The organism is Heliomarina sp., assembly GCF_052826185.1.
The window spans coordinates 699,847-722,351 of record NZ_JBRBUI010000054.1; the positions used below are offsets into that span (position 1 = coordinate 699,847).

Consider the following 22,505-nt stretch of genomic DNA (forward strand, 5'->3'; position numbering starts at 1 on the left):
AGCTTGGCCCAACTGTTGAAGCAGCTAATCGCTTAGTGGAAAATATTGCGCTGGCCAGCTGTAATGGGATGAACGGATACAACGGATTTGTTTAAGTTGGGAATCTCAATCTGGGGCTCATGGGCTAAGGTTAAGTTTTTCGAACTGAATTAGGCATGCCATTTAGGCAGTATCATTGCGTTGAGAAAACAACGCCTGGGTCCGAGTATTTATTTGCGAAACGACCCAGCCTACGAGTTTGGGATGGTGTGTGATATTGAAATTGGGTATTCAGTTCTATTTGTGATGCAGGGACGACAATTGGCTTGAATTTTCCAATCGTGCTTAGACCTTTTCGCAATGCCAATTGTCGAACGCCGAAGATAACGTGCCGAGCTCAGAACAGCTCGTTGTCATACTCCACTCGCTTCAAATACAGCCCTTGCGGAGGGCAGACCGGGCCGCAGGCGGAACGGTCTTGCGCGGCGAGGGCCGACGCCACATCTGCGGGGTTCCATGCTCCGGCTCCTACGCGTTCGAGTGTTCCGACGAAGCTGCGCACCTGGTTGTGCAGGAAGGATCGCGCGCGGACCAGAAAATGGATTTCGGAACCAGACAGTCCATCAGTTCGAAAAACCTGAAGGGAATCCAATGTTTTCACCGGGCTCGCTGCCTGGCAGATCGAGGCTCGGAAGGTGGTGAAATCGTGGCGGCCGATGAGGTGGTTCGCAGCTTCCTGCATAGCCTCTGCGTCAAGGTCATGACCGATCTGCCAGACAAGGCCCATTTCATGGGTGGCCGGCGCGCGCCGCACCAGAATTCGAAACAGGTACTCGCGTTTCGTGGCAGAAAACCTTGCATGCCAGTCATCCGCTACTTTCGCGCAAGCGATAATGGCAACGGGCGCCGGTTTCAGATGGTAGTTCAGCGCCTCGGAAAGCCGAAAGGGATCCCACTCCTTTACCATGTCACAATGGGCAACCTGACCCAACGCATGCACGCCGGCATCGGTCCGGCCCGCTGCCGCAATTGTATGGGCACGTGGTTCTAGCCTTGCGAGAGCGGCCTCGATCGCACCCTGTACGGATGGCTGATCGGCCTGCCTTTGCCACCCGGCAAAAGGTGCACCATGGTATTCGACCTTGAGAGCATAACGTGGCATGTCAGCGCCTTAACCAAAGCTCAGCTCGCGGACAAGTGGCCTTGGCTCTGGTAAGAGGGCAGGGGCTTGCTTATCTTGGTGTTCAAGGCAGAGCAGGGTTTTGGTTTGGGTATTACTTCGATTGCGGATGAATTGTTGCGTCGGGCCGACCGTGTGAGCGGCGCAGTAACCGAAGCCTTCTTTGAACCCGTGATCCGCCTTGGTGTGACGGGGCTTGCGCGTTCTGGCAAGACGGTCTTCATTACCTCTCTGGTTGCCAATCTAATGGAACGCGGACGAATGGGGGGCCTCGTCGCAGTGCGCGAAGGCCGTGTCGATGCGGCGTTTCTGCAACCTCAGCCCGATCATACGGTGGCGCGTTTCGAATACGAAGATCATATTGCCGCGCTGACCGGCGCGTCTCCGACATGGCCTGACAGCACGCGCACTGTATCTGAACTGCGTCTCTCTATGCGGGTCAGGTCCTCGGGGTTGCTGGCTGGGGTCAAGGGACCACGGACAATACATCTCGATATTGTGGATTACCCGGGCGAATGGCTGCTTGATCTCGCTCTGCTCGATAAAAGCTACGAGACATGGTCGGAAGAAACGCTGAGCCGTATCCAGAAACGGCCGGAGGCATCGGAATTCATCGATTTGGCCCGCGCCGAGGACAGCGGGGCGAAGCTTGACGAACCGCGCGCCAAATATCTGTCGGATGCGTTTACACGATATCTAAAGGCGGCGCAGGAAAAGGGGTGGTCCGATTGCACGCCGGGTCGCTTTCTGTTGCCCGGGGATCTGGCCGGCGCGCCGGTTCTGACTTTTGCGCCGTTACCGCCCAATGTCGAGGCCTCGCGTGGATCGCTCTGGCGCGCGATGGAACGGCGTTTCAAGGCCTATCAGTCGGAAGTCGTCAAACCGTTCTTTCGTGACCATTTTGCACGTATCGACCGGCAAGTGGTGCTAGTCGATGTGCTCGGGGCACTTCAGCGGGGCCCCGAGTCTCTTGTAGATATGCAGGATACGCTGGCCGATATCCTGAGCGCCTATCGTCCGGGCAAGAGCGCCTTTCTCACGAGACTTCTGGGCAGCCAGAGGGTTGAAAAGATCCTGTTCGCAGCAACCAAGGCGGATCATCTGCATCACACGCAGCACCCGCAATTGACCGCGCTGATCGAGGCGCTGGTTCGTCAGGCATCGGAACGTGCGCGGTTTGCGGGGGCCGAAACCTCGGCCATGTCGATTGCCGCCTTGCGAACGACCACGGAGCTCACCCGCGAGCATGCGGGGAGTAATCTCCACATGGTGCGTGGAACCCTGTTGGAGACGGGCAAACAGGCGGCATTTCATCCAGGCGACCTGCCGGAGAACCCAGCAAGCCTGCTGGCATCCGGCGCAACATGGGATGAGGACAGGTTTCAGGCGATGTCATTTGCACCTGCGCCGCTGACCCTGCGCCCGGGCGACGGTCCGCCGCACATCCGTCTTGACCGGGCAGCGCAGTTTCTGATCGGAGATCGGCTATGAAGGCACGTTTGCGGGCTGCCGATCTTGCCGATGCAGGGGGCATGGGCGACATTCTGTGGGACTTTCAGGACCAGAATGACTGGATGCCGAACCTGTATCCACGTGGCGAGCTGATCCGGTTTTCCGAGCAAATGACGGGCAAGGGCTGGGTAACCGTCGCTCTGTATGGTGAAATCCTTGCGGGTTTCATTGCCCGTGATGGCTATGAAATATGCGCACTCTACGTGCGGCCGGGGCTTGAACGGCAGGGAATCGGCAAGCAACTGCTCGATTCTGCAAAATCGGAATGTGAATCGCTTTGGCTGCGCTGTCTTGCCCCGAATGCGGCGGCCCGGCAATTCTATCGCCGCGAGGGTTTTGCTGAAATTGATCGCGGCAATGGCGATGGAAACGATGAAGGGTTGCCAGAAGTGACATATGGATGGGCCTTGGAGCCATCGACATGAGCAAGGGACCGGTACTTATCGACCTCGATCCCGTTGAAGAGGCGGCAGATGTGACGGAAGCCCCGTCGGTACCTGATGTGGGCGAAGATTTTTCCAATGCCGGGCAGGGGATGCAGATGGCTTCTCGCATCGCGACCCGGCGCACGTCGTGGCTGGCAAAGACCTTCTGGTCGCTCGCGGGGGCAGCACTTGGCGCGGTTATCTCGATCGCAGCCTGGGAATTCGTTCTTGGGCTGATGGATCGCGCGCCGGTCCTTGGCTGGGTTGTGACAGGTATCTTTAGTGCGCTCCTGTTCGTGCTGGCCCTTATCTGCATGCGTGAACTGGCGGCCTTTGCCCGGTTGGGGCGGATCGATTCACTGAAACAGGCCGCGGATCAGGCGCTGGCAGATCAGGATCTGGTGGCAGCGCGTGATGTGGCCGGGAGGCTGGTGACTTTCTACAAGGGCCGCGAAGACACGCGGTGGGGCAGGGAGCGGCTGGAAGAAAGGGTCGGTGATCAGTTCGATGCCGTCGCGGTCTTTGATCTGGTCGAAGCTGAACTGCTGGCCCCGCTTGATGCAGCTGCGACGCGCGAAGTCGAAGCTGCCGCACGGCAGGTGGCGACGGTCACGGCCGTCGTCCCTCTGGCCCTCGCGGATGTGGCAACGGCGCTGGCCTCGTCCTTGCGGATGATCCGCCGGATTGCGGAAATCTACGGTGGCAGGTCCGGTTTTCTTGGAAGCTGGCGTCTGACCCGCGCGGTGTTTTCGCATCTCGTTGCAACGGGCGCGGTCGCGGTCGGCGACGATCTGCTGGAACCGGTTCTTGGCGGGTCGATCCTGTCACGCCTGTCCCGTCGATTTGGCGAGGGGCTCGTGAACGGTGCCCTTTCGGCACGCGTGGGCGTCGCTGCGATGGAGGTCTGCCGTCCCCTGCCTTTCGGTGCGGGCCGTCGCCCCTCGGTGCGCCGTATCGTGCAGCGCTCGCTTACTGGGCTCTTCGGCAAGAAAGACGGCTGAACGAGAAACCTTTCCTTTCTTTCCAGTCGGTTAGGAGGGAAATCCAACAAAAATGAAGAAAGCTGAAACTTTCCGGCACTCCCCGTCCGTATCAGTGGCCGTAAACGTTAACAGGGGAGAACGACCATGGCCCACCTGGCCTCAGCCTTTTCATCTTACCAGACATTTCTAAACGGCGCGGATGCCTATTGGTCCGTTGACCTTGCGGCGATGAACAACTCCGGCGTGACCGGCAATGTGATCCTTGCGACCAATACCGAGGATGACGGCACGCGCTATCTGAACGTCTCTGTCTTTGCCGAGGGTCTGACCCCGGATGTCCAGCACGCGCAGCATGTGCACGGTCTCTTCGATGAAGACGGCAACCCGGCGGATTCGCGCATGCCGGTTATCAGCGACGACGCTGACAAGGACGGGTTCGTCGAGGTTTTCGAGGGGCTTGCCGCTTATGGCGACATCATCCTGCCCCTCATCAACGGCGCTGGTGCGCTGCCGATGACCGATGCGAATGGTCAGCTTAGCTTTATCCAGAGTTACGAACTGGGCGATGACAGCAACTTTTTCAGCCCGGTGACCAGCACCGATTACACCGCAGATGACCTGATGCCGCTGGAAACCCGTGAGATCGTGATCCACGGCCAGAACGTCGGCGCGGGCTTTGGTGCCGGCACCACGGGTGAAGTCGATGGGACGCAGGACGGCTATGTCGGTTTGCTGCCGGTGTCTTCGGGTGAAATCGAGATGACCGATCTGGCACAGGCGCTCGACCTGCTCGAAGATCAGTTTGCAGGTGCTTCCGACAAGTTCCGCCTTGGTGGCGGGGATGACATGCTGGATGCTGGCACGGGCAACGACAAGGTGTTTGGCGGCCGAGGTAATGATCGGATCAGCGGTGGCGAGGACGATGACAAGCTGATCGGCGGCAAGGACAATGATGTGCTGCGTGGTGACGGTGGTGATGACAAGCTGAACGGCAGCGAAGGCGATGACTGGCTCTCCGGCGGGGCCGGCGATGATGTCCTGCGCGGCGCGAAAGGCTCCGACACCGTGTATGGTCGAAGCGGTGACGATGTCATCAAAGGCAATCGCGGCGCCGACACGCTTGTCGGCGGCGCTGGCAATGACGTCATAAAGGGCCAGAACGGCAATGATTTCATTACCGGGTCGGGAGGTGCCGATGAACTTTACGGCGGCGACGGCTGGGATGAGTTCATCTATGCGGACATGCGCGAAGGCAACGACAGGATCATGGATTTTCAGGACGGCATGGACCTTCTGAACATGACCGGGGTCGGGATCGGCTTCGACGACCTGACAATCGAATCCGCAGATGGTGGCGCATCGACGGTGGTCATGTACGGCAATACGAACATCCTGCTCGACGGGGTCGAGATGAGCATGATCGACAGCGCAGACTTCGTCTTCTGATCCGAAAACTTCGCGACATCTGACGCTACTGCCGCGCCCGGTACGGTTTTGCCGGGCGCGGCTTTGTTCTGCCCACTTTACCCCGCCAATCAGCCGACCTATAAGCGCGGCCATGATACAGTATTCCCGCGCTCCTACGCGAATTATCAGCCCGGCGCTCTGAGCCACAGAGCAGCCGGACAAAGGTGCTTGAGCTATCGCACCGCCCCCTGTCGCTATACCGATCCCAATTCCAAGGACGCCTGAGCCATGTGCGCCGACACGACCGATTACAAAGACACGCTGAATCTCCCGAAAACCGACTTCCCGATGCGCGCGGGACTGCCGAAACGCGAACCCGACTGGCTGGCGCGCTGGGAGAAGATCGGCGTCTACGACCGCCTGCGCGAGAAAGAGGGCCGCACCAGTTTCGTTCTGCACGACGGCCCTCCCTATGCCAACGGGCACCTGCATATCGGTCACGCGCTGAACAAGACGATCAAGGACATGATCGTGCGCAGCCACCAGATGATGGGTTATGACTCGCGCTATGTGCCGGGCTGGGACTGTCACGGTCTGCCCATCGAATGGAAGATCGAGGAACAGTACCGCGCCAAGGGGCTCGACAAGGACGAGGTGCCGATTGTCGATTTCCGTCAGGAATGCCGCAAGTTCGCCGAGGGCTGGGTCGACATCCAGCGCGAGGAGTTCAAACGGCTTGGCATCACCGGCAACTGGGCTGATCCCTATCTGACGATGGATTATCATGCCGAGGCGGTGATCGCCGAGGAATTCATGAAATTCCTGATGAACGGCACGCTCTATCAGGGCTCCAAGCCGGTCATGTGGTCCCCGGTCGAACAGACTGCGCTGGCCGAGGCCGAGGTCGAATATCACGACAAGGAAAGCCCGACGATCTGGGTGAAGTTCCGGGTGACCGAAACGGAAGATTCCAAATTGGACGGCGCATATGTCGTGATCTGGACGACGACGCCTTGGACCATTCCGTCTAACAAGGCTGTAGTTTTCGGCGAGTCGATTTCTTATGGGCTCTACGAAGTCACCGGCCGCCCCGAAGAATGCTGGCTGAACATCGGCGATCGCTACCTTCTTGCTGATAATCTGGCGGCGGATGTATTCACCCGCGCCCGACTGGAAGAAGGCATGTATCGCCGTCTTGGCGATGTGAGTGCCGAAGATCTGGCTAAAATCAAGCTCACGCACCCGTTGAAGGGTGCCGAAGGCTCGAATGGCGAATGGGACGATCTGCGCGACTTCCGCGCGGCCGAGTTCGTCACCGACACAGAAGGCACGGGTTTCGTCCACTGCGCCCCTTCCCACGGGATGGAGGAATTCGAACTTTACCGTGATCTTGGCATGCTTGAGCAGGTCATCACCTATAACGTGATGGACGATGGCTCTTTCCGCGAGAGCCTGCCGTTCTTCGGCGGCAAGATGATCCTGCGCGCCAAGGCCAAGAATGGCAGCTGGGAAGGCGATGCGAACAAGGCGGTGATCGACAAGCTGACCGAGGTTGGCGGATTGCTGGCCCGTGGCCGGATCAAGCACAGCTATCCGCACAGCTGGCGTTCCAAGGCGCCGATCATCTATCGCAACACACCCCAGTGGTTTGCGGCGATCGACAGAAAGCTATCGGACGGGATGTCCACTCATGGGGACACCATCCGCGAGCGGGCACTGACCTCGATCGACGAGCTGGTGAAATGGACCCCGAAAACCGGTCGCAATCGATTGCATTCGATGATCGAGGCGCGCCCCGATTGGGTGCTGTCCCGTCAGCGCGCATGGGGCGTGCCGCTCACCTGCTTTACCAAGAAAGGGGCGATGCCGACGGATGCGGATTTTCTGCTGCGTGACGAAACCGTCAACGCGCGCATCGTCGAGGCGTTCGAGACCGAGGGTGCGGATGTCTGGTTTACCGAAGGCTTTAAGGAAAAGATGCTGGACGGCGTCGTCGATCCCGAAGCCTTCGAGCAGGTGACCGATGTTCTCGACGTGTGGTTCGACTCTGGTTCGACACACGCCTTTGTCCTGCGTGACCGGGCGGACGGTACCGAAGATGGCATCGCCGATGTCTATATGGAGGGCACCGACCAGCACCGCGGCTGGTTCCACTCCTCGCTGCTGCAGGCCTGTGGCACCAAGGGTCGTGCGCCTTATCGCAACGTGGTGACGCATGGGTTCACGCTCGACGAAAAGGGCATGAAGATGTCCAAGTCGCTGGGCAACACCATCGTGCCGGAAACAGTGGTGAAGCAATATGGCGCGGATATCCTGCGGCTCTGGGTGGCCCAGACCGATTACACCGCCGACCAGCGTATCGGGCCGGAGATCCTGAAAGGTGTGGCCGACAGCTATCGCCGTCTGCGCAACACGATGCGCTACATGCTCGGATCGCTATCGGATTTCTCGGAAGGCGACCGGGTCGACCCGGCGGATATGCCCGAACTCGAACGCTGGGTGCTGCACCGTCTGGCCGAGCTGGATGAAACCGTTCGCAAGGGCTATGCAGCTTTTGATTTCCAAGGCGTTTTCAGCGCGGTTTTCAACTTTGCCACGGTCGATCTTTCGGCATTCTACTTCGATATCCGCAAGGACGCGCTTTATTGCGATGGCGATACGCCGCGCCGTCGGGCCGCACGGACGGTGCTTGACCTGCTGTTCCACCGCCTGACCACATGGCTCGCGCCGGTGCTGGTCTTCACGATGGAAGAGGTCTGGCTCGAGCGGTTCCCGGGCGACGACAGTTCGGTCCATCTGGTAGATATGCCGGAAACACCGGCAGATTGGCGCGATGCCGAGCTTGCCGCGAAATGGGCGGCGATCCGTCGTGTGCGCCGGGTGGTCACGGCGGCGCTGGAAATCCAGCGTACCGAGAAGGTCATCGGTGCTTCGCTCGAAGCGGCACCTGTGGTTCATGTCGAAGATGCCGCCGCGCGTGAAGCGCTGTCGACCGTGAACTTCGACGATATCTGCATCACCTCCGACATATCGCTGACGAGCGATGCGATCCCTGCCGAAGCGTTCCGCATGCCGGACGTCGAAGGGGTAGGGGTCGTCTTTGAAAAGGCGGAAGGTGAGAAATGTCAGCGCTGCTGGAAGATACTGCCCGATGTGGGCACGCATTCCCACGCAGGTGTCTGTGGACGCTGTGACGAAGCATTAAGCTGACACGATTTAAGAGCCGAGCTGTCAGAAAAAGCCCCGGACGACGCGATCGTCCGGGGCTATTTTTTAGTCTGGCCTATGGGCGTTGCCCTCGGCGTTCTGCAATTTGAAGTTACTCAAAAGCGCATGAGCGTTGGAAGGCGGCCTTACGCCTGAACGCAAGGCGTGCCGTTTAGGAATCCCAGCAGCTGACCAGTACAGTCATCCCGTTTGCCAGCCGGTTCATCTCGGCCGCGGGAAGAGAGCCGCGCTCGTTGCTTGGCTCGGTCGTGATACCCGCCCGCAGCAGAATGCTGTGCAGCGAGGCAGCATTCGCTGCAAGGCTGACATTCTCGGGAAGCTGGCGCGCCGCGTTCTTGGCCGGAAGCAACATACCCACGACGCCGCCGCTGATGTCCATCACCGGGCCACCCGCATCACCGGGCAGCGCGTTCAGCGTCAAACGCTGGAGGTTCTCTTCGCCGCCAAGTCCCTTGATATCGGCCAGCGTACCGAAGGTGAGAGTAGGTGCGCCGAGAATTCCCTCATAGGAATACCCCGATACAGCGATGTCCGATTGCAGTTGCGGAGCGTTGTCGCGAAGACGCGCGACCGAGATCGGGGCGAGGGCCTGTACGGGGCGGAGGACCGCAACCCCAAGAGCATCATCGGTTGCAACGACTTCAGCCTGATAGTCGTGGTCGATGGTTATCCGTGTGCATTGCTCGACCGCTTCGGCGGTGGTGACAATGGCCCCCTTGTTGTCGACATAAAAACCCGAGCGCGACAGCTTGGGCTTGCGAACCGCAAGACCGGAAACCAGATCGATGCTCTGCTCGGAATTCGCTCCGGCGCCGGGATCGAGAACGTTTTCGGTACGTGTAAAGCTTGCCCGCATCTCGGCCAGGACGCGCGCGCGCCGTGCCTCGTCCCCGTTGGGCCAGATCAGGGTGAACCCCTTGATCTGGCCATTTTCCAGCGAGGCCTGCGTATAGGAATGGATATCGGAGTTACGCCCTTCCAGCGTGAAGCTGGAACTCCCACGGTCGCGCGGGCCGTTCAGCGGCACGATCTCAAGCGTCTGCATGATGTCGTAGAGACCGAAAAGCGTTGCCTGATCGCCGGGCTGGCTGATGAGAAGTACCCGCGCCCCGACCGAGCCGCTTGTTTCGTAATGCGCGAACGGCGGTTCGTAACGGTCAAACTCGACTTCGCCCATGGGAAGCTGCATCTGGATGCCTGCCTGTCTGTCGGTCACAAGACGCATGCCAACAGAGATGAGCGGGGCGTTGTACTCATCCATCAGCGCCTTTCGCTGGGCGGTGGTCAGAACGCCTGTCGGTTCGTAGTTGTTCGCGTATTGCCACGCTTCCATCGAGCTGCGCGTGCCGCGCCCGAAGGCGCCATCAATGGCTGATTCATAAAAGCCCGCGGCCTGAAGCGCGACCTGCAGCTCCATACGCTCTTCGCGAGTGAGAAGGCGTTCGCTCTGGCGCGCCTCGGCGGGTGTTTCCTGGGATACGATCACCACGGGTTCTGCCGGTTCTTCTACGACAGGTTCGGTCGGACCCGTCTCGACAGGCTCGGCAACTGTGGTGGTTTCGGGGGCCTGTGCGGTTGTCGGGGCCGCCACCGTGCCGCTGTTGAGGGCATTCGCACCGACAGGCCAGTATTGCTGTCCGAAATTGCTCGAAAAGGCTATGAAGCTGTCCTGCGGAATGCGCCGTTCAGCCTTGTAGAAATCCAATGCCCGTTCCGCATCTTCGCGTGAGTAGGGGCCAAGCACGATCCCGTACCAGTTGCCACCCAATGCGAACCCGTTCACATCCTCGAGAGAGCCAGAGTACAGGCGGGCACGTGCCTGTGCGATGCTCAGGCTGGGATGCGCCTCGATCTGAACCCAGGCGATGTCCTGTCCGGCCTGTTGCGCAAGGCCCGGCCGCAGCATTAGTGCGATCATGAGCAGGAAGGAAGTCAATATGGTTTTCATTTGCGTCTCGCGGCCCCAAAGTCACTCGTTCGCGGCACATAATCAGGAAACAATCGTTAAATCCATGCCTACGGGAACGCTTTTACCACGCCTGTGTGCCGTTGACCCCACATGCCCGCGCGCATAGGAAGGGCGCATCTTTTGACCCCCTCGCGATAGGCTCGATTTCGGCGGGAGATCGCACAAGGGAACGGGCAGGAAGCTGACATGACGACCAATGAAAACGCCCCGCGATCCTTCCAGGAAATCATTCTGAGGTTGCAGAATTACTGGGCGGCCAAGGGCTGCGCGATCCTGCAACCCTATGATATGGAAGTGGGCGCGGGAACCTTTCACCCGGCAACCACCCTGCGTTCGCTGGGCAGCCGTCCCTGGGCCGCCGCCTATGTTCAGCCCTCGCGCCGCCCCACCGACGGACGCTATGGCGAGAACCCGAACCGCCTTCAGCACTACTACCAGTACCAGGTGCTGATCAAACCAAGCCCGCCGGATCTTCAGGCGCTTTATCTTGGAAGCCTCGAAGCCATCGGCATCGACATGGATCTTCATGACATCCGTTTTGTCGAGGACGACTGGGAATCACCGACCCTCGGTGCGTGGGGACTGGGCTGGGAAGTCTGGTGCGACGGTATGGAAGTCAGCCAGTTCACATACTTTCAGCAGGTAGGCGGCCACGACTGTCACCCGGTCTCGGGCGAGCTGACCTATGGTCTGGAACGACTGGCCATGTACGTGCTTGGCGTCGAGCATGTGATGGACATGCCCTATAACGATCCGCAGACACCGATCGCGCTGACCTATGGCGACGTCTTCAAGCAGACCGAAGAGGAATACGCCCGCTGGAATTTTGACGTGGCGAATACCGAGGTCCTGCTGGATCACTTCGTCGAGGCCGAAAATGAGTGCAAGGCCATCCTTGCGCAAGATGCTGAAGATCCCAAGACGGGCAAGCGCATCATCATGGCGCATCCGGCGTATGATCAGTGCATCAAGGCAAGCCACATATTCAACCTGCTCGATGCGCGCGGCGTGATTTCCGTTACCGAACGTCAGGCATATATTGGGCGCGTGCGGGCGCTGGCCAAGCAGTGCGCGGATGCCTTCGTGCAGACCCGGGCCGGCGGATATGTCGAATGAATGGAAAGGTCGTTGCCATCGTGCTGATTCTTTCCGGGGCCATTGCGGGCGGCTTTCTCTACTACCTTCAGGTATACGGCTATTACCATCAGGTGCAGGCGACCGTCGGTGAAGACGTCAAGCTGGTCTCCCTTGCCAGCAACGAACCCGAACCGATCCTCTATGAGAATTTTCAGGCCATCGACGCTGAAAGCTCTCCGATTCGCTACCGTGCCTGCTTTGACACCCAGATGAGCATTCCGATGCTGACCGAAACCTACGAACTGGTCGACAACGTGATCCCGCGCAATGCGCCAAGCTGGTTCGACTGCTTCGATTCAGCCGAGATCGCCGCCAAGCTCGAGGCTGGTACCGCGCTGGCGTTCATGGGCGAGAAGAACGTGCATTACGGCGTCGACCGTATCGTGGCGATCACCGATGACGGACAAGGATATGTCTGGCATGAACTCAACGATTGTGGCGAAAAATCCTATGACGGCACGGTGATAGGCGAAGAATGCCCGCCGCGTCCTGACGCCGGCTCGCAATAAACTCAGCGTTGAATCGGAACCAATTCCGCATCTGATCGCTTGTTCCTCTGAAACAAGGGGGTACAGACATGTCGGACAATCGCGACGCACCAGACTGGGTCATACCGCTTATGCGGCTCGGCTATTCCGCACGGGGTGTGACATATCTTATCATTGGCGCGCTCGCGTTTCTGGCGGCATGGACCGGTGGACAGGCCGAAGGCACCAGCGACGCCCTGAGTACGTTGAAACAACATCCCCTGGGCCTTGTCGCACTTTGGGTAATTGCCATCGGGATGTTCGCTTATGCTATCTGGCGTTTCATCTGCGCATGGTACGATCTGGAACAGCGGGGAACCGACGCCAAGGCAATCATCGCTCGGATTGGCCAAACGGTCACCGGTCTGATCCATTTGGGTATCGGCGTGTCCGTGGGACGTATGGCCATGGGTTCAGGCGGCAGTGGCGGAAACGGCGAGAGCGGCGCGCAGAGTGTTACCTCGTGGCTTATGACCCTTCCTTACGGTACTTACATCGTCATGGCGGTTGGCGTGATCACTATCGGCGCAGGTGTGTACTACGGCTACAAAGGCATTGCAGAAAAGTACAAGAACCACCTGATGCGCACCGAGTGGTCCGAAAAGCTTGACCCGCTGGTCAAGGCAGGTCTGGTCGCGCATGGGATCATCATTGTCATGATCGGCGTCTTCCTGATTTATGCGGGCATCAACACCGATCCCGGCCAAGCAGGGGGCATCGGCAAAGCCTTTCAGACAGTCCGGAGCCAACCGTATGGCATGTTCCTTCTGGGGGCGCTCGGCCTCGGTACGATCGCCTTCGCCGTCTACTGCTTTGTCGAAGCTGTCTATCGCGTGGTTCCGCAACTCGCAGGGCCGGACATGCAGACTCTCGCAAGCGAAGCTAAGGGTAAGGCACGCCGGGCCGCGGCAAGCGTCTGATCTTTAAGCACAAGAACGATCTGGAAAAGAGGTAGTCCGTCGACGCGGACTGCCTCTTGTCCTTTTGCAGATGATAAGGTGGCATGGACGGGTGCGATTTTCGCCACTGTGATCTGGACCCTTCCGCGGCGCTTCGTTATCCACGCCCTGAACTAAAGGCTGCATGGCGCGGCCATGACGGGCAGGAGCCGATATGCCGGACCTATTGATCGAACTCTTCTCTGAAGAAATCCCCGCGCGGATGCAGGCGCGCGCTGCCGAAGATCTCAAGAAGAAAGTGACTGATGGTCTCGTCGAAGCTGGCCTGACCTATGCGGGCGCGGCAGCCTTTCACACGCCGCGTCGTCTGACACTGACACTCGAAGGATTATTGGCGGCCTCGCCTCGCCTGAGTGAAGAACGCAAAGGCCCCAAGGTCGATGCGCCGGAAAAGGCCATCGAAGGCTTCCTGCGCGGCGCGGGACTGACGCGCGATCAGCTTGAAGAACGCGATACGCCAAAAGGGCGGGTTTTTTTTGCCGTCATTGAGAAAGAAGGCCGCCCGGCCGAGGAAATCGTCGCCGAAGTACTCGAAGCCACGATCCGAAACTTTCCCTGGCCAAAGTCAATGCGTTGGGGCAGTGGGTCGCTGCGCTGGGTGCGCCCGCTGCATTCCATTCTCTGCCTGCTGACGGACGAAAACGGTGCCCGAGTTGTCCCTATGGAGATAGACGGCATAAAGGCGGTGGACAGCACCGAAGGTCACCGCTTCATGGCGACGGGCCGTTTTTCGGTAACCTCGTTCGAGGATTATGAGGCAAAGCTGAAGCGGGCGCATGTGGTGTTGTCTGCCGATGAACGGGCGGAACACATTTGGGCCGATGCGACCAACGCGGCTTTCGCAGCCGGTCTAGAAGTCGTCGAGGACAAAGGTCTTCTGGCCGAGGTCGCGGGCCTTGTCGAATGGCCGGTGGTTCTGATGGGGCAGATCGACGACGATTTCCTCGACCTGCCGGTCGAAGTTCTGCAGACTTCCATGAAAGAGCACCAAAAGTTCTTTTCGGTGCTGAACCCCAAGACCGGACGGATCGAACGGTTCGTCACCGTAGCGAACCGCGAAACCGCCGACAACGGCGCGACTATTTTGGCCGGGAACCAAAAAGTGCTTTCGGCCCGCTTGTCGGATGCGAAATTCTTTTGGGAAAACGACCTGCGGATCGCCAAGGACGATATGAGCGTCTGGACCGATGCGCTGAAAACCGTGACTTTCCACAACAAGCTGGGCAGCCAGGGCGAACGGATCGACCGTATCGCCGACCTAGCGCGTGAGCTCGCTCCGGTAACCGGTGCGGACGCTGATCAGGCCGAAAAAGCCGCACGTCTGGCCAAGGCGGACCTCTCTTCGGAAATGGTCTATGAATTCCCGGAACTTCAAGGGCTTATGGGGCGCTATTACATCACGGCAGCGGGCGAAGACAAAACCGTGGCAGCGGTTGCGCAGGAACATTACTCGCCGCTTGGTCCGTCGGATGATGTGCCATCTGCGCCGCTTTCCGTGGCCGTTGCTCTCGCTGACAAAATCGACACTTTGACCGGGTTCTGGGCCATCGACGAAAAACCGACGGGTTCAAAAGATCCGTTCGCTCTGCGCCGCGCCGCGCTGGGCGTGATCCGGCTGGTGCTGGAAAACGGTCTGGATCTGCCCCTGATCGCCGTTCTTCTCAAGGCTGGCAAAACCATGCCATGGGCTCAAGGCATGAAAGAAGAGGACGCAGTTGCCGACCTCCTTTCCTTTATCCACGACCGGCTCAAGGTTTACCTGCGCGATCAGGGCATCCGCCATGACGTGATCGACGCCTGTATCGCGATGGACGGCAATGACGACCTGACGCTGCTGGTCAAGCGGGCGCAGGCATTGAACGCGGTGATCCAGACCGAAGAGGGCGAGAACCTCGTGCAGGGGTTCAAGCGCGCGAACAACATACTGAGTCAGGCCGAAGAAAACGACGGTGTCGAGTATTCCTTTGGCGCGGATCGGAAGTTCGCGAGCGACCCCTCCGAGGTGGCCCTATTCGACGCGCTTGAGCAGGCCGAGGCGGCAATCAAACCAGCCATCGAGAAACAGGATTTTCCGGCCGCGATGGCAGCCATGGCATCCCTGCGTGCCCCGATCGACGCATTTTTCGAAGCGGTCAAAATCAATGACGACAATCCCATGATCCGCCGCAATCGACTCAATCTGCTGTCACAAATTCGGTCAACCTGCGCGCGGGCTGCGGATTTGTCAAAGATCGAAGGCTGATGGCGGAACGTTCCCGGAACGGGATCGGCACATGTTAACTAAGCTGTCGCAAATATCCGCGTCACGCCGCCGTTACACTTGCACCAAACGTTAACGTGCCTATTCTGCAAAGCAGTAAAAAGGTGCCGCAGTGCAGAATAATCCGAACACCACGCTCATAACGGCGAAAGCCCCGGTCAATGTGTCGACCCACGGGGGCCGTGCCAAATGTCTGCAGCGTCTGATCCGGCTTGAACTGCCGGTTCCGACCACGGTGGCGCTATCTTTCGATGCAGTTCGGCAGATCGCCGAAGGCTACCTGCCAGACGTTTCCGCTATCGTAGAGCAGTTCAGCAAAGACACCCTGCTGTGTGTGCGCCCGTCCTCGGAGGATCCCGATTGGGGTGGTCCCGGCGCCGTTCTCAACATCGGCATGAACGAAATCCGCTATGCGCAGCTGAGCAACACGCTGGGCCATGATGCGGCGGCGGCCATATATTCAAGGTTCGTGCAATCCTACGCGATCAACGTGGCGCGGCTTGACCCGGATGTCTTCGATGAAATTCCGAATGACGGCTCCGACAGCCTTCTCGCGATGCTCCAGGCCTATGAAGAGGAAACCGACGAGCGTTTCCCGCAGGATCCGCGCGAACAGCTTGCCGCCGTTCTGGGCTCTATGGCGCGGGCGTGGGACGGCACATCGGCACGGCTCTTGCGACAGGCCAAGGGCGCGCCCGCCGACGCCGGGCTGGGGCTGGTCGTACAGGAGATGATCCCCGGTTTCGGCAAGGGTGAATGTGGCTCGGGCGTGTTCCAGCTCGTGAATACCGTCACCGGCCTGCCGCAGATCACGGGCCGTTACCTGAGCCAGAGCCAGGGTAGGGAGGCGCTGGGGGCTGGAAGCGCGGCGCTTTACCTTGAAAAGGATGAACGGGGTCCCTCGCTCGAAGAACTGGCGCCGCGCGCTTTCGAAGAACTCAAGGAAGATGCGGCGCTGATGCGCGTCAAGCTGCGCGAAGAAATGCAGATCGAGTTCGTCATCGGCAATGGCAAGGTGCATATCCTCGATGGCGTTCGGGTGCCGCGGTCCTCGCGCGCGACGGTCCGGATCGCGGTGCGGCTGGCGCAGGACGGTATCATAACCCCGCAGGAAGCGCTGATGCGGGTAGAACCGAACAACCTCACCGAACTTTTGCACCGGCAGGTCAATCCGGAATCCAAGCGCGACGTATTGGGCAGCGGGATCGCGGCCAGCCCCGGTGCCGCCACAGGACGGATCGTGTTCAACTCAGCCGACGCGCAGGCAAGCGCCTCGCGGCGGGAACCCTGCGTGCTGGTCAGACGGGAGACCTCGCCGGAAGACGTGCGCGGCATGCATGCGGCGGCGGCGGTTCTGACCGAAAAGGGCGGGATCACCAGTCACGCGGCGGTCATCGGGCGCGGCCTCGGCCTGCCTTGCATCGTCGGCGCTTCGGCCATGCGGTTCGACACCAAGAACCAGACGATTACCGCCTCGGACGGGCGCGTTCTCAAGGCGGGCGATGTTATCACGATCGACGGCTCGTCAGGCGAAGTGCTCGCCGGCGCGCCGGAGATGCTCGAAGCAGCGCTGGACGATGCCTTTCAGAGCCTGATGGCCTGGGCCGATGCGGAACGCGACATTGGCATCAGGGCGAATGCTGACACGCCTGAAGACGCACAGACCGCACGGAATTTCGATGCGCAGGGGATCGGCCTCTGCCGGACCGAGCATATGTTCTTTGATCCTGCGCGTCTTATCGTCATGCGGGAGATGATCTTTGCCGAAACGAGCGAGGGCCGGGCCGCCGTTCTTGCCCGACTGCTCCCAATGCAACGCGATGATTTCACGCAGCTTTTCAGGATCATGGAGGGCAAGCCGGTCTGTATCCGACTGTTCGATCCGCCGCTGCACGAATTCCTGCCGACCTCTCGCGCTGGCCAGCGCGAGCTTGCCGAGGCGCTGGATATTCCGGTGAGCGATGTAACCCGTCGCGTTGACGAGATGGGGGAATACAACCCGATGCTGGGCCTGCGCGGCGTCCGTCTTGGGGTCACCGTGCCGGAAATCTACGATATGCAGGCGCGTGCGATTTTTGAAGCGACCTTGGAGGCCAGCGACAAGGGCGACCCGGTTGTGCCCGAGATCATGATCCCGCTGGTTTCTGCCCGGCGCGAGGTCGAGCTCGTCAAGGCGCGCCTCGATGCCGTCGCGAGCGCTGTGCGCAGCGAGCGCGGGCGCGATTTCGACTATCGGCTTGGTGTAATGGTCGAAACGCCCCGGGCGGCGCTCCGGGCGAATGAGATTGCGCCTCACAGCGCGTTTCTGAGTTTCGGCACGAACGACCTTACCCAGATGACTTATGGTCTGTCGCGCGACGACGCCGGTAGGTTCATGTCCGCTTACATCCAGAAAGGCGTCTTTCCCGAGGATCCGTTCCACGTGCTCGATCAGGATGGCGTCGGCGAATTGCTCAAGCTTGGGGCCGAGCGCGGCAGGATTGGAAACCCGGGAATCACCCTGTCGATTTGCGGTGAACACGGCGGGAATCCCGAATCAATCGCCTTTTGTCGCGAAGCTGGATTCGACTATGTTTCATGTTCACCGTTCCGGGTTCCGGTGGCCAGACTCGCGGCGGCGCAACTGGCAATAAACCACAAGATGGGCGATCAGAAATCATCTCTGGCCCAGATGTTGTGGAAGTGGCGCGCACGTAACAGAAAGTAAATAACGCCATTTAGGCGAAAGAATGCTTGCTTTTTGTCAAAAACTGGACCTTATCGCCCGTCTCGGCTAAGTCGTCCCTTGGACTATACGCCGAGGGATCCTTAACGGATCGTTCCCAGGGGGATAGAATGAAGAGTTTTTTTGTCGCGGCTGCCGTGTTTCTGGCCGCATTTCACACGGCTGCTGCCAGGGCCGATACTGACCTCACGGATCTGTTCCAGAAAGAACAGATCGCGTTGAAAAATGTTCCTGGCCGCCATCTCAAATCTCTTCTGACACGCGGCGATGTCCGCGCCAAGCCGCGACCGCAATCGGTGAAATATACCCGGTCATGGATCGACTCGCAGCCAAAGGCGAAGGGCGATGAACAGTGGCGTTGCCTTGCCGAAGCGCTGTATTTCGAAGCTCGGGGCGAAACCATCAAGGGTCAGTTTGCCGTCGCCGAGGTTATCCTTAACCGCGTCAAGAGCGCCCGATTCCCCTCGACCCTCTGCGGTGTCATCAAGCAAGGCACAGGTCGACGCTTCCAATGCCAGTTCACCTATACCTGCGACGGCCACAAGGATACGATTGCCGAACGCAGCGCCTATGAGCGCGTGTCCAAGGTTGCGCGGGCCGTGCTTGACGGGGCTGCAGGTGGCCTGACCGGCGGGGCGACCCACTACCACACCACCGCCGTGAACCCGAGCTGGTCCCGTGTCTACAAACAGACCGCGCGCATCGGGGTGCATATCTTCTACCGGCACAATTACCGCACCGCGAGCAACTGACCTCACGGGTAAAACGCCGTTTTCGGGTGCTGGTACGGCGGAGGTGGGTCTGTTAAATGCCGCCGCGTGGTCTATATCGCCACTGAATGAAGCGACCGAAGGCAGCCCCCAAATGAATTCCGATATCCGCCTTGCCTTCGCACATCCCACTGAGCGCGCCGAGGCAACAGCCGAAGATCGGCCGCTCGACAGAATTTCGCTGCGAGACCACCTTGTCGACGTCGAGATTGGAGCGTTTCAGGCCGAACGCGGTCGCACCCAACGCATCCGGTTCAACGTGGTCGTCGAAGTGCAACCGCTGACCGGCCCGATTGACGACGATGTTGATCGCATTCTCAGCTATGATCGCGTGACCGAAGCTATCGCGGCGGAACTTTCTGAAGAGCGTCTGAACCTGCTCGAAACGCTTGCCGAACGCGTGGCCGAACGCATTCTGCTTGAACCCCAGGCGGTTCGTGTTTTTGTCCGTGTGGAAAAGCTCGACCGGGGTCCGGGGGCTCTTGGTGTTGAAATCGTGCGCGCGCAGGATGGCCATGCACCGGATGCGACGGCGTTCGAACGTCCGCATCCCCGTCTGGTTTACCTCTCCAACGGGGCAATCGCGTCAGAGCATCTGTCGGGCTGGATCGATCAACTGACCGCGACTTCCGGTCCGCTCATCCTCTGTGTCGGCGCGCCCGAGGTAGAGGCACCGCAGACAGGTCACCGGATGACCCAGCGTCGCATTGATCTGCTGTCCATCGAACAGAACGCCTGGGTTCTGGCCGCGCGTGATCCGCGTTGCGTTGTGGTGTCCACACGGACGGAACTCGATTGGGCGATGAAAAACGGGCAAATCTCTGTCTGGGCCCCATCGAAAATCGTTCTCGACGCGGTCGATGGCCCCTCTGCCCAACCGGGCGATGCCGTGGCGCTTGCCGCGTGGTTTGCGCGCACTTTCGAGGCCGAGGAAATGCTGGTGATCGGGGGCGAGTTGCCCATCAATCCCGACGTTCCCTTGCGCCAGTGCAGGATTGATCGGGAATTGCTGTGACCGTTCGTTATCGCCCGCTTGTCCAACAGGACAATCTCCGCCCGCCCGAAGCCGTTGCACTGCATGGCGGCCCTCTCTGGTTCGCCTCGGTCGAAGTTCTTGAGCGTGGTGCTCCGGGCCATCTGATACCGGCGGAAAAGGCGCCGCATGACGTGCTCACCCGGCTAAGCACGGCGCATCTGCCGATTGCCGGGCTCGACCTGACGCAGCCGCAAGTGATGGGCATTCTGAACGTGACGCCCGACAGTTTCTCGGACGGGGGCAGGCATGTGAAGCCGCAGGTCGCCGTGCAATCGGCGCTCGCAATGGTGGCTGCAGGGGCGACGATCATCGACATTGGTGGTGAATCGACACGACCCGGTTCGGAAACCGTGCCTGATGAAGAAGAGATTGCCCGCACCGCGCCGGTTATCGCTGCCATTCGTGCGCATAGCGATGTGTCGATTTCCATAGATACGCGCAAGCTCGCCGTGGCCCGCGCCGCAGTCGAGGCTGGCGCGACGCTGATCAATGACGTCAGCGGTTTCGAATATGACCCCGAACTTGCGCCGTACTGCGTGGAACACGGTCTGCCGGTCTGCATCATGCATGCGCAGGGCGATCCGGCCACCATGCAGATGGCACCGCGTTACGATGATGTGCTGCTGGACGTGTACGATTTCCTCGAAGCCGCCGTTCACCGGCTTGAAGAGGCGGGCATGCCGCGTGGCGCAATGCTGGTCGATCCGGGCATCGGTTTCGGAAAGTCCAAGGATCACAATCTGACCATTTTGCGTAACCTGAGCCTGTTTCACGGTCTGGGCTGCGGCGTGCTTTTGGGCGTGTCTCGCAAGAAGTTCATCGGTACCATAGGCGAAGAACCGGTGGCGGATCGCCGGGTGGCCGGTTCCATCGCCGTCGGGCTTGCGGGGCTGGCGCAGGGTGTGCAAATCCTGCGGGTTCACGATGTGCCGGAAACGGTGCAGGCGGTCAGGCTCTGGAATGCGGTGAGGTAGACGATATGCGCAAGCTCTTTGGAACCGATGGTGTACGCGGTCGCGCGAATACGCATCCGATGACGGCTGAGATGGCGCTTCGGATCGGGGCGGCGGTCGGGCGCTATTTCCAGCGCGAGTCGGGCGGTGTGCATCGTGTCGTCATTGGCAAGGATACACGGCTGTCAGGCTACATGTTTGAAAACGCGCTGACCGCCGGGCTGACCTCGACCGGGATGAGTGTGCTTCTGCTGGGGCCGGTGCCCACACCGGCGGTCGGTCTGATGACCCGTTCCATGAGGGCCGATCTGGGTGTCATGATCTCGGCCAGCCACAACCCGGCCGAAGATAACGGAATCAAATTCTTTGGCCCGGACGGGTTCAAACTCTCCGACGCGGCGGAAACCGAGATCGAGGCGCTTATCGAATCCGGAGTAGAGCCGGAAACTGCCGAGAACATCGGCCGCGCCAAGCGTATTGACGACGCGCGTTTCCGCTATGGCGAGCGGGTCAAAGCTTCGCTGCCCCGCGATCTGCGGCTCGACGGGCTGCGGGTCGTGGTGGATTGCGCGAACGGGGCCGCCCACCGCACCGCGCCCGAAATCCTCTGGGAACTGGGGGCGGATGTGATTCCGATGGGGGTCACGCCGAACGGGTCGAACATCAACCGCGGCTGCGGCTCGACCCAGCCCATGGCGGCGGCTGAAATGGTTGTCGCCCAGGGCGCTGATGTGGGCATCTGTCTCGACGGTGATGCTGATCGGGTCATCATGATCGACGAAAATGGCGTCTTTGCCGATGGCGATCAGTTCATGGCCTTGCTCGCGTCGCGCTGGGCGGCGGACGGGCAACTCAAGGGCGGCGCACTGGTGGCAACCGTCATGTCCAACCTCGGGCTTGAACGTTTCCTGCAAGGGCAGGGGCTGCGGCTTGAGCGGACCGCCGTTGGCGACCGCTACGTGGTGGAAAGGATGCGAGAAGGCGGGTTCAACCTCGGCGGTGAACAGTCCGGCCATATCGTGATGAGCGATTATGCCACGACGGGCGACGGTCTCATGGCGAGCCTGCATTTCCTGTCGGAAATGGTGCGGTCAGGCCTGCCTGCAAGCGCGCTGGCACGGCAGTTCGATCCGGTGCCGCAGCTGCTCAAGAACATCCGCTACGAACAGAGCCAGTCTCCGCTGGATGCCGAAAGCGTCAAGGCGGCGATCCGCGAGGCGGAGTCGCAATTATCGGGCAAGGGCCGTCTCTTGATCCGCCGTTCCGGGACCGAACCTCTGATCCGCGTCATGGCGGAGTGCGAGGACGAGGCGCTGATGACCTCGGCCGTCGATTCCGTCTTGCTGGCGATACAGGGCGTCGTGACTGCCTGAGCCGTCCCTAGGGAACCCGCATCATCAACAAGGCCGCCTGAACATTTCTCGGGCGGTTTTTTGCGCGCTAGAAAAAATCATT

General features: G+C 60.0%; 16 protein-coding genes. 14 read left to right on the plus strand and 2 right to left on the minus strand.

All coding sequences use genetic code 11. The annotated features are described in order from the left end of the window. Positions 1-376: 376 nt before the first annotated feature. Positions 377-1,141: a tRNA pseudouridine(38-40) synthase TruA gene (gene truA / locus ACU0FH_RS21610; RefSeq protein WP_446196749.1), complete on the minus strand. Its 765-nt coding sequence runs from the start codon at positions 1,139-1,141 to the stop codon at positions 377-379. 105 nt (positions 1,142-1,246) lie between these two features. On the opposite strand from truA, the gene ACU0FH_RS21615 reads away from it, so the two are divergent. The 5 genes from ACU0FH_RS21615 to ileS all read left to right on the plus strand — a co-directional run bounded on the left by ACU0FH_RS21615 (position 1,247) and on the right by ileS (position 8,696). Continuing rightward, a complete protein-coding gene (locus tag ACU0FH_RS21615; protein WP_446197005.1) occupies positions 1,247-2,650 on the plus strand; it encodes a YcjX family protein in 1,404 nt (467 codons plus the stop codon). Continuing rightward, positions 2,647-3,096, plus strand: coding sequence for a GNAT family N-acetyltransferase (locus ACU0FH_RS21620; protein ID WP_446196750.1), 450 nt, complete (start codon positions 2,647-2,649; stop codon positions 3,094-3,096). Before ACU0FH_RS21615 ends, ACU0FH_RS21620 begins: the two co-directional genes overlap by 4 nt. Further along, on the plus strand, positions 3,093-4,097 hold the full coding sequence (locus tag ACU0FH_RS21625; protein WP_238370171.1) for a YcjF family protein: 1,005 nt from the start codon (positions 3,093-3,095) through the stop codon (positions 4,095-4,097). Before ACU0FH_RS21620 ends, ACU0FH_RS21625 begins: the two co-directional genes overlap by 4 nt. A 126-nt stretch (positions 4,098-4,223) precedes the next feature. Further along, positions 4,224-5,525 carry a calcium-binding protein gene (locus ACU0FH_RS21630; RefSeq protein ID WP_446196751.1) on the plus strand — a complete coding sequence of 434 codons (1,302 nt, stop codon included), beginning with the start codon at positions 4,224-4,226 and terminating at the stop codon, positions 5,523-5,525. A 249-nt stretch (positions 5,526-5,774) separates the two neighbouring features. Next, a complete protein-coding gene (gene ileS, locus ACU0FH_RS21635) occupies positions 5,775-8,696 on the plus strand; it encodes an isoleucine--tRNA ligase (protein ID WP_446196752.1) in 2,922 nt (973 codons plus the stop codon). 169 nt (positions 8,697-8,865) lie between these two features. Here the strand turns inward: ileS and ACU0FH_RS21640 are convergent, their stop codons facing one another. Beyond that, a complete protein-coding gene (locus ACU0FH_RS21640; protein WP_446196753.1) occupies positions 8,866-10,662 on the minus strand; it encodes a serine protease in 1,797 nt (598 codons plus the stop codon). 207 nt (positions 10,663-10,869) lie between these two features. Between ACU0FH_RS21640 and ACU0FH_RS21645 the strand changes: the two genes are divergently transcribed. The 9 genes from ACU0FH_RS21645 to glmM all read left to right on the plus strand — a co-directional run bounded on the left by ACU0FH_RS21645 (position 10,870) and on the right by glmM (position 22,423). Beyond that, positions 10,870-11,799 (plus strand): glycine--tRNA ligase subunit alpha, encoded by a 930-nt coding sequence (locus tag ACU0FH_RS21645; protein ID WP_446196754.1) that lies wholly within the window; start codon positions 10,870-10,872, stop codon positions 11,797-11,799. Further along, the gene (locus ACU0FH_RS21650; protein WP_446196755.1) at positions 11,796-12,329 is read left to right on the plus strand and encodes a DUF6446 family protein; all 534 of its coding nucleotides are present in this window, start codon (positions 11,796-11,798) and stop codon (positions 12,327-12,329) included. Before ACU0FH_RS21645 ends, ACU0FH_RS21650 begins: the two co-directional genes overlap by 4 nt. Before the next feature lie 68 nt (positions 12,330-12,397). Beyond that, positions 12,398-13,267, plus strand: coding sequence for a DUF1206 domain-containing protein (locus ACU0FH_RS21655; protein ID WP_446196756.1), 870 nt, complete (start codon positions 12,398-12,400; stop codon positions 13,265-13,267). Between the two features lie 193 nt (positions 13,268-13,460). Next, positions 13,461-15,548 (plus strand): glycine--tRNA ligase subunit beta, encoded by a 2,088-nt coding sequence (glyS, locus tag ACU0FH_RS21660; protein WP_446196757.1) that lies wholly within the window; start codon positions 13,461-13,463, stop codon positions 15,546-15,548. A gap of 130 nt (positions 15,549-15,678) precedes the next feature. Then, positions 15,679-18,273, plus strand: a complete 2,595-nt coding sequence (locus ACU0FH_RS21665; RefSeq protein ID WP_446196758.1) for a putative PEP-binding protein — start codon at positions 15,679-15,681, stop codon at positions 18,271-18,273. Positions 18,274-18,401: 128 nt separating this feature from the next. Further along, positions 18,402-19,043 carry a cell wall hydrolase gene (locus tag ACU0FH_RS21670; protein WP_446196759.1) on the plus strand — a complete coding sequence of 214 codons (642 nt, stop codon included), beginning with the start codon at positions 18,402-18,404 and terminating at the stop codon, positions 19,041-19,043. 112 nt (positions 19,044-19,155) lie between these two features. After that, positions 19,156-20,076 carry a dihydroneopterin aldolase gene (locus ACU0FH_RS21675; RefSeq protein ID WP_446196760.1) on the plus strand — a complete coding sequence of 307 codons (921 nt, stop codon included), beginning with the start codon at positions 19,156-19,158 and terminating at the stop codon, positions 20,074-20,076. Beyond that, positions 20,073-21,071 carry a dihydropteroate synthase gene (gene folP, locus ACU0FH_RS21680; protein WP_446196761.1) on the plus strand — a complete coding sequence of 333 codons (999 nt, stop codon included), beginning with the start codon at positions 20,073-20,075 and terminating at the stop codon, positions 21,069-21,071. Before ACU0FH_RS21675 ends, folP begins: the two co-directional genes overlap by 4 nt. A gap of 5 nt (positions 21,072-21,076) precedes the next feature. Further along, the gene (glmM, locus tag ACU0FH_RS21685; RefSeq protein WP_446196762.1) at positions 21,077-22,423 is read left to right on the plus strand and encodes a phosphoglucosamine mutase; all 1,347 of its coding nucleotides are present in this window, start codon (positions 21,077-21,079) and stop codon (positions 22,421-22,423) included. The last annotated feature ends 82 nt before the right edge of the window (positions 22,424-22,505 follow it).

Excerpts from the sequence above, each read along its gene's own strand:
- truA (WP_446196749.1), bottom strand. The coding sequence starts at position 1,141 with ATGCCACGTTATGCTCTCAAGGTCGAATACCATGGTGCACCTTTTGCC.
- ACU0FH_RS21620 (WP_446196750.1), top strand. The coding sequence starts at position 2,647 with ATGAAGGCACGTTTGCGGGCTGCCGATCTTGCCGATGCAGGGGGCATG.
- ACU0FH_RS21625 (WP_238370171.1), top strand. The coding sequence starts at position 3,093 with ATGAGCAAGGGACCGGTACTTATCGACCTCGATCCCGTTGAAGAGGCG.
- ACU0FH_RS21630 (WP_446196751.1), top strand. The coding sequence starts at position 4,224 with ATGGCCCACCTGGCCTCAGCCTTTTCATCTTACCAGACATTTCTAAAC.
- ileS (WP_446196752.1), top strand. The coding sequence starts at position 5,775 with ATGTGCGCCGACACGACCGATTACAAAGACACGCTGAATCTCCCGAAA.
- ACU0FH_RS21640 (WP_446196753.1), bottom strand. The coding sequence starts at position 10,662 with ATGAAAACCATATTGACTTCCTTCCTGCTCATGATCGCACTAATGCTG.
- ACU0FH_RS21645 (WP_446196754.1), top strand. The coding sequence starts at position 10,870 with ATGACGACCAATGAAAACGCCCCGCGATCCTTCCAGGAAATCATTCTG.
- ACU0FH_RS21650 (WP_446196755.1), top strand. The coding sequence starts at position 11,796 with ATGAATGGAAAGGTCGTTGCCATCGTGCTGATTCTTTCCGGGGCCATT.
- ACU0FH_RS21655 (WP_446196756.1), top strand. The coding sequence starts at position 12,398 with ATGTCGGACAATCGCGACGCACCAGACTGGGTCATACCGCTTATGCGG.
- glyS (WP_446196757.1), top strand. The coding sequence starts at position 13,461 with ATGCCGGACCTATTGATCGAACTCTTCTCTGAAGAAATCCCCGCGCGG.
- ACU0FH_RS21670 (WP_446196759.1), top strand. The coding sequence starts at position 18,402 with ATGAAGAGTTTTTTTGTCGCGGCTGCCGTGTTTCTGGCCGCATTTCAC.
- ACU0FH_RS21675 (WP_446196760.1), top strand. The coding sequence starts at position 19,156 with ATGAATTCCGATATCCGCCTTGCCTTCGCACATCCCACTGAGCGCGCC.
- glmM (WP_446196762.1), top strand. The coding sequence starts at position 21,077 with ATGCGCAAGCTCTTTGGAACCGATGGTGTACGCGGTCGCGCGAATACG.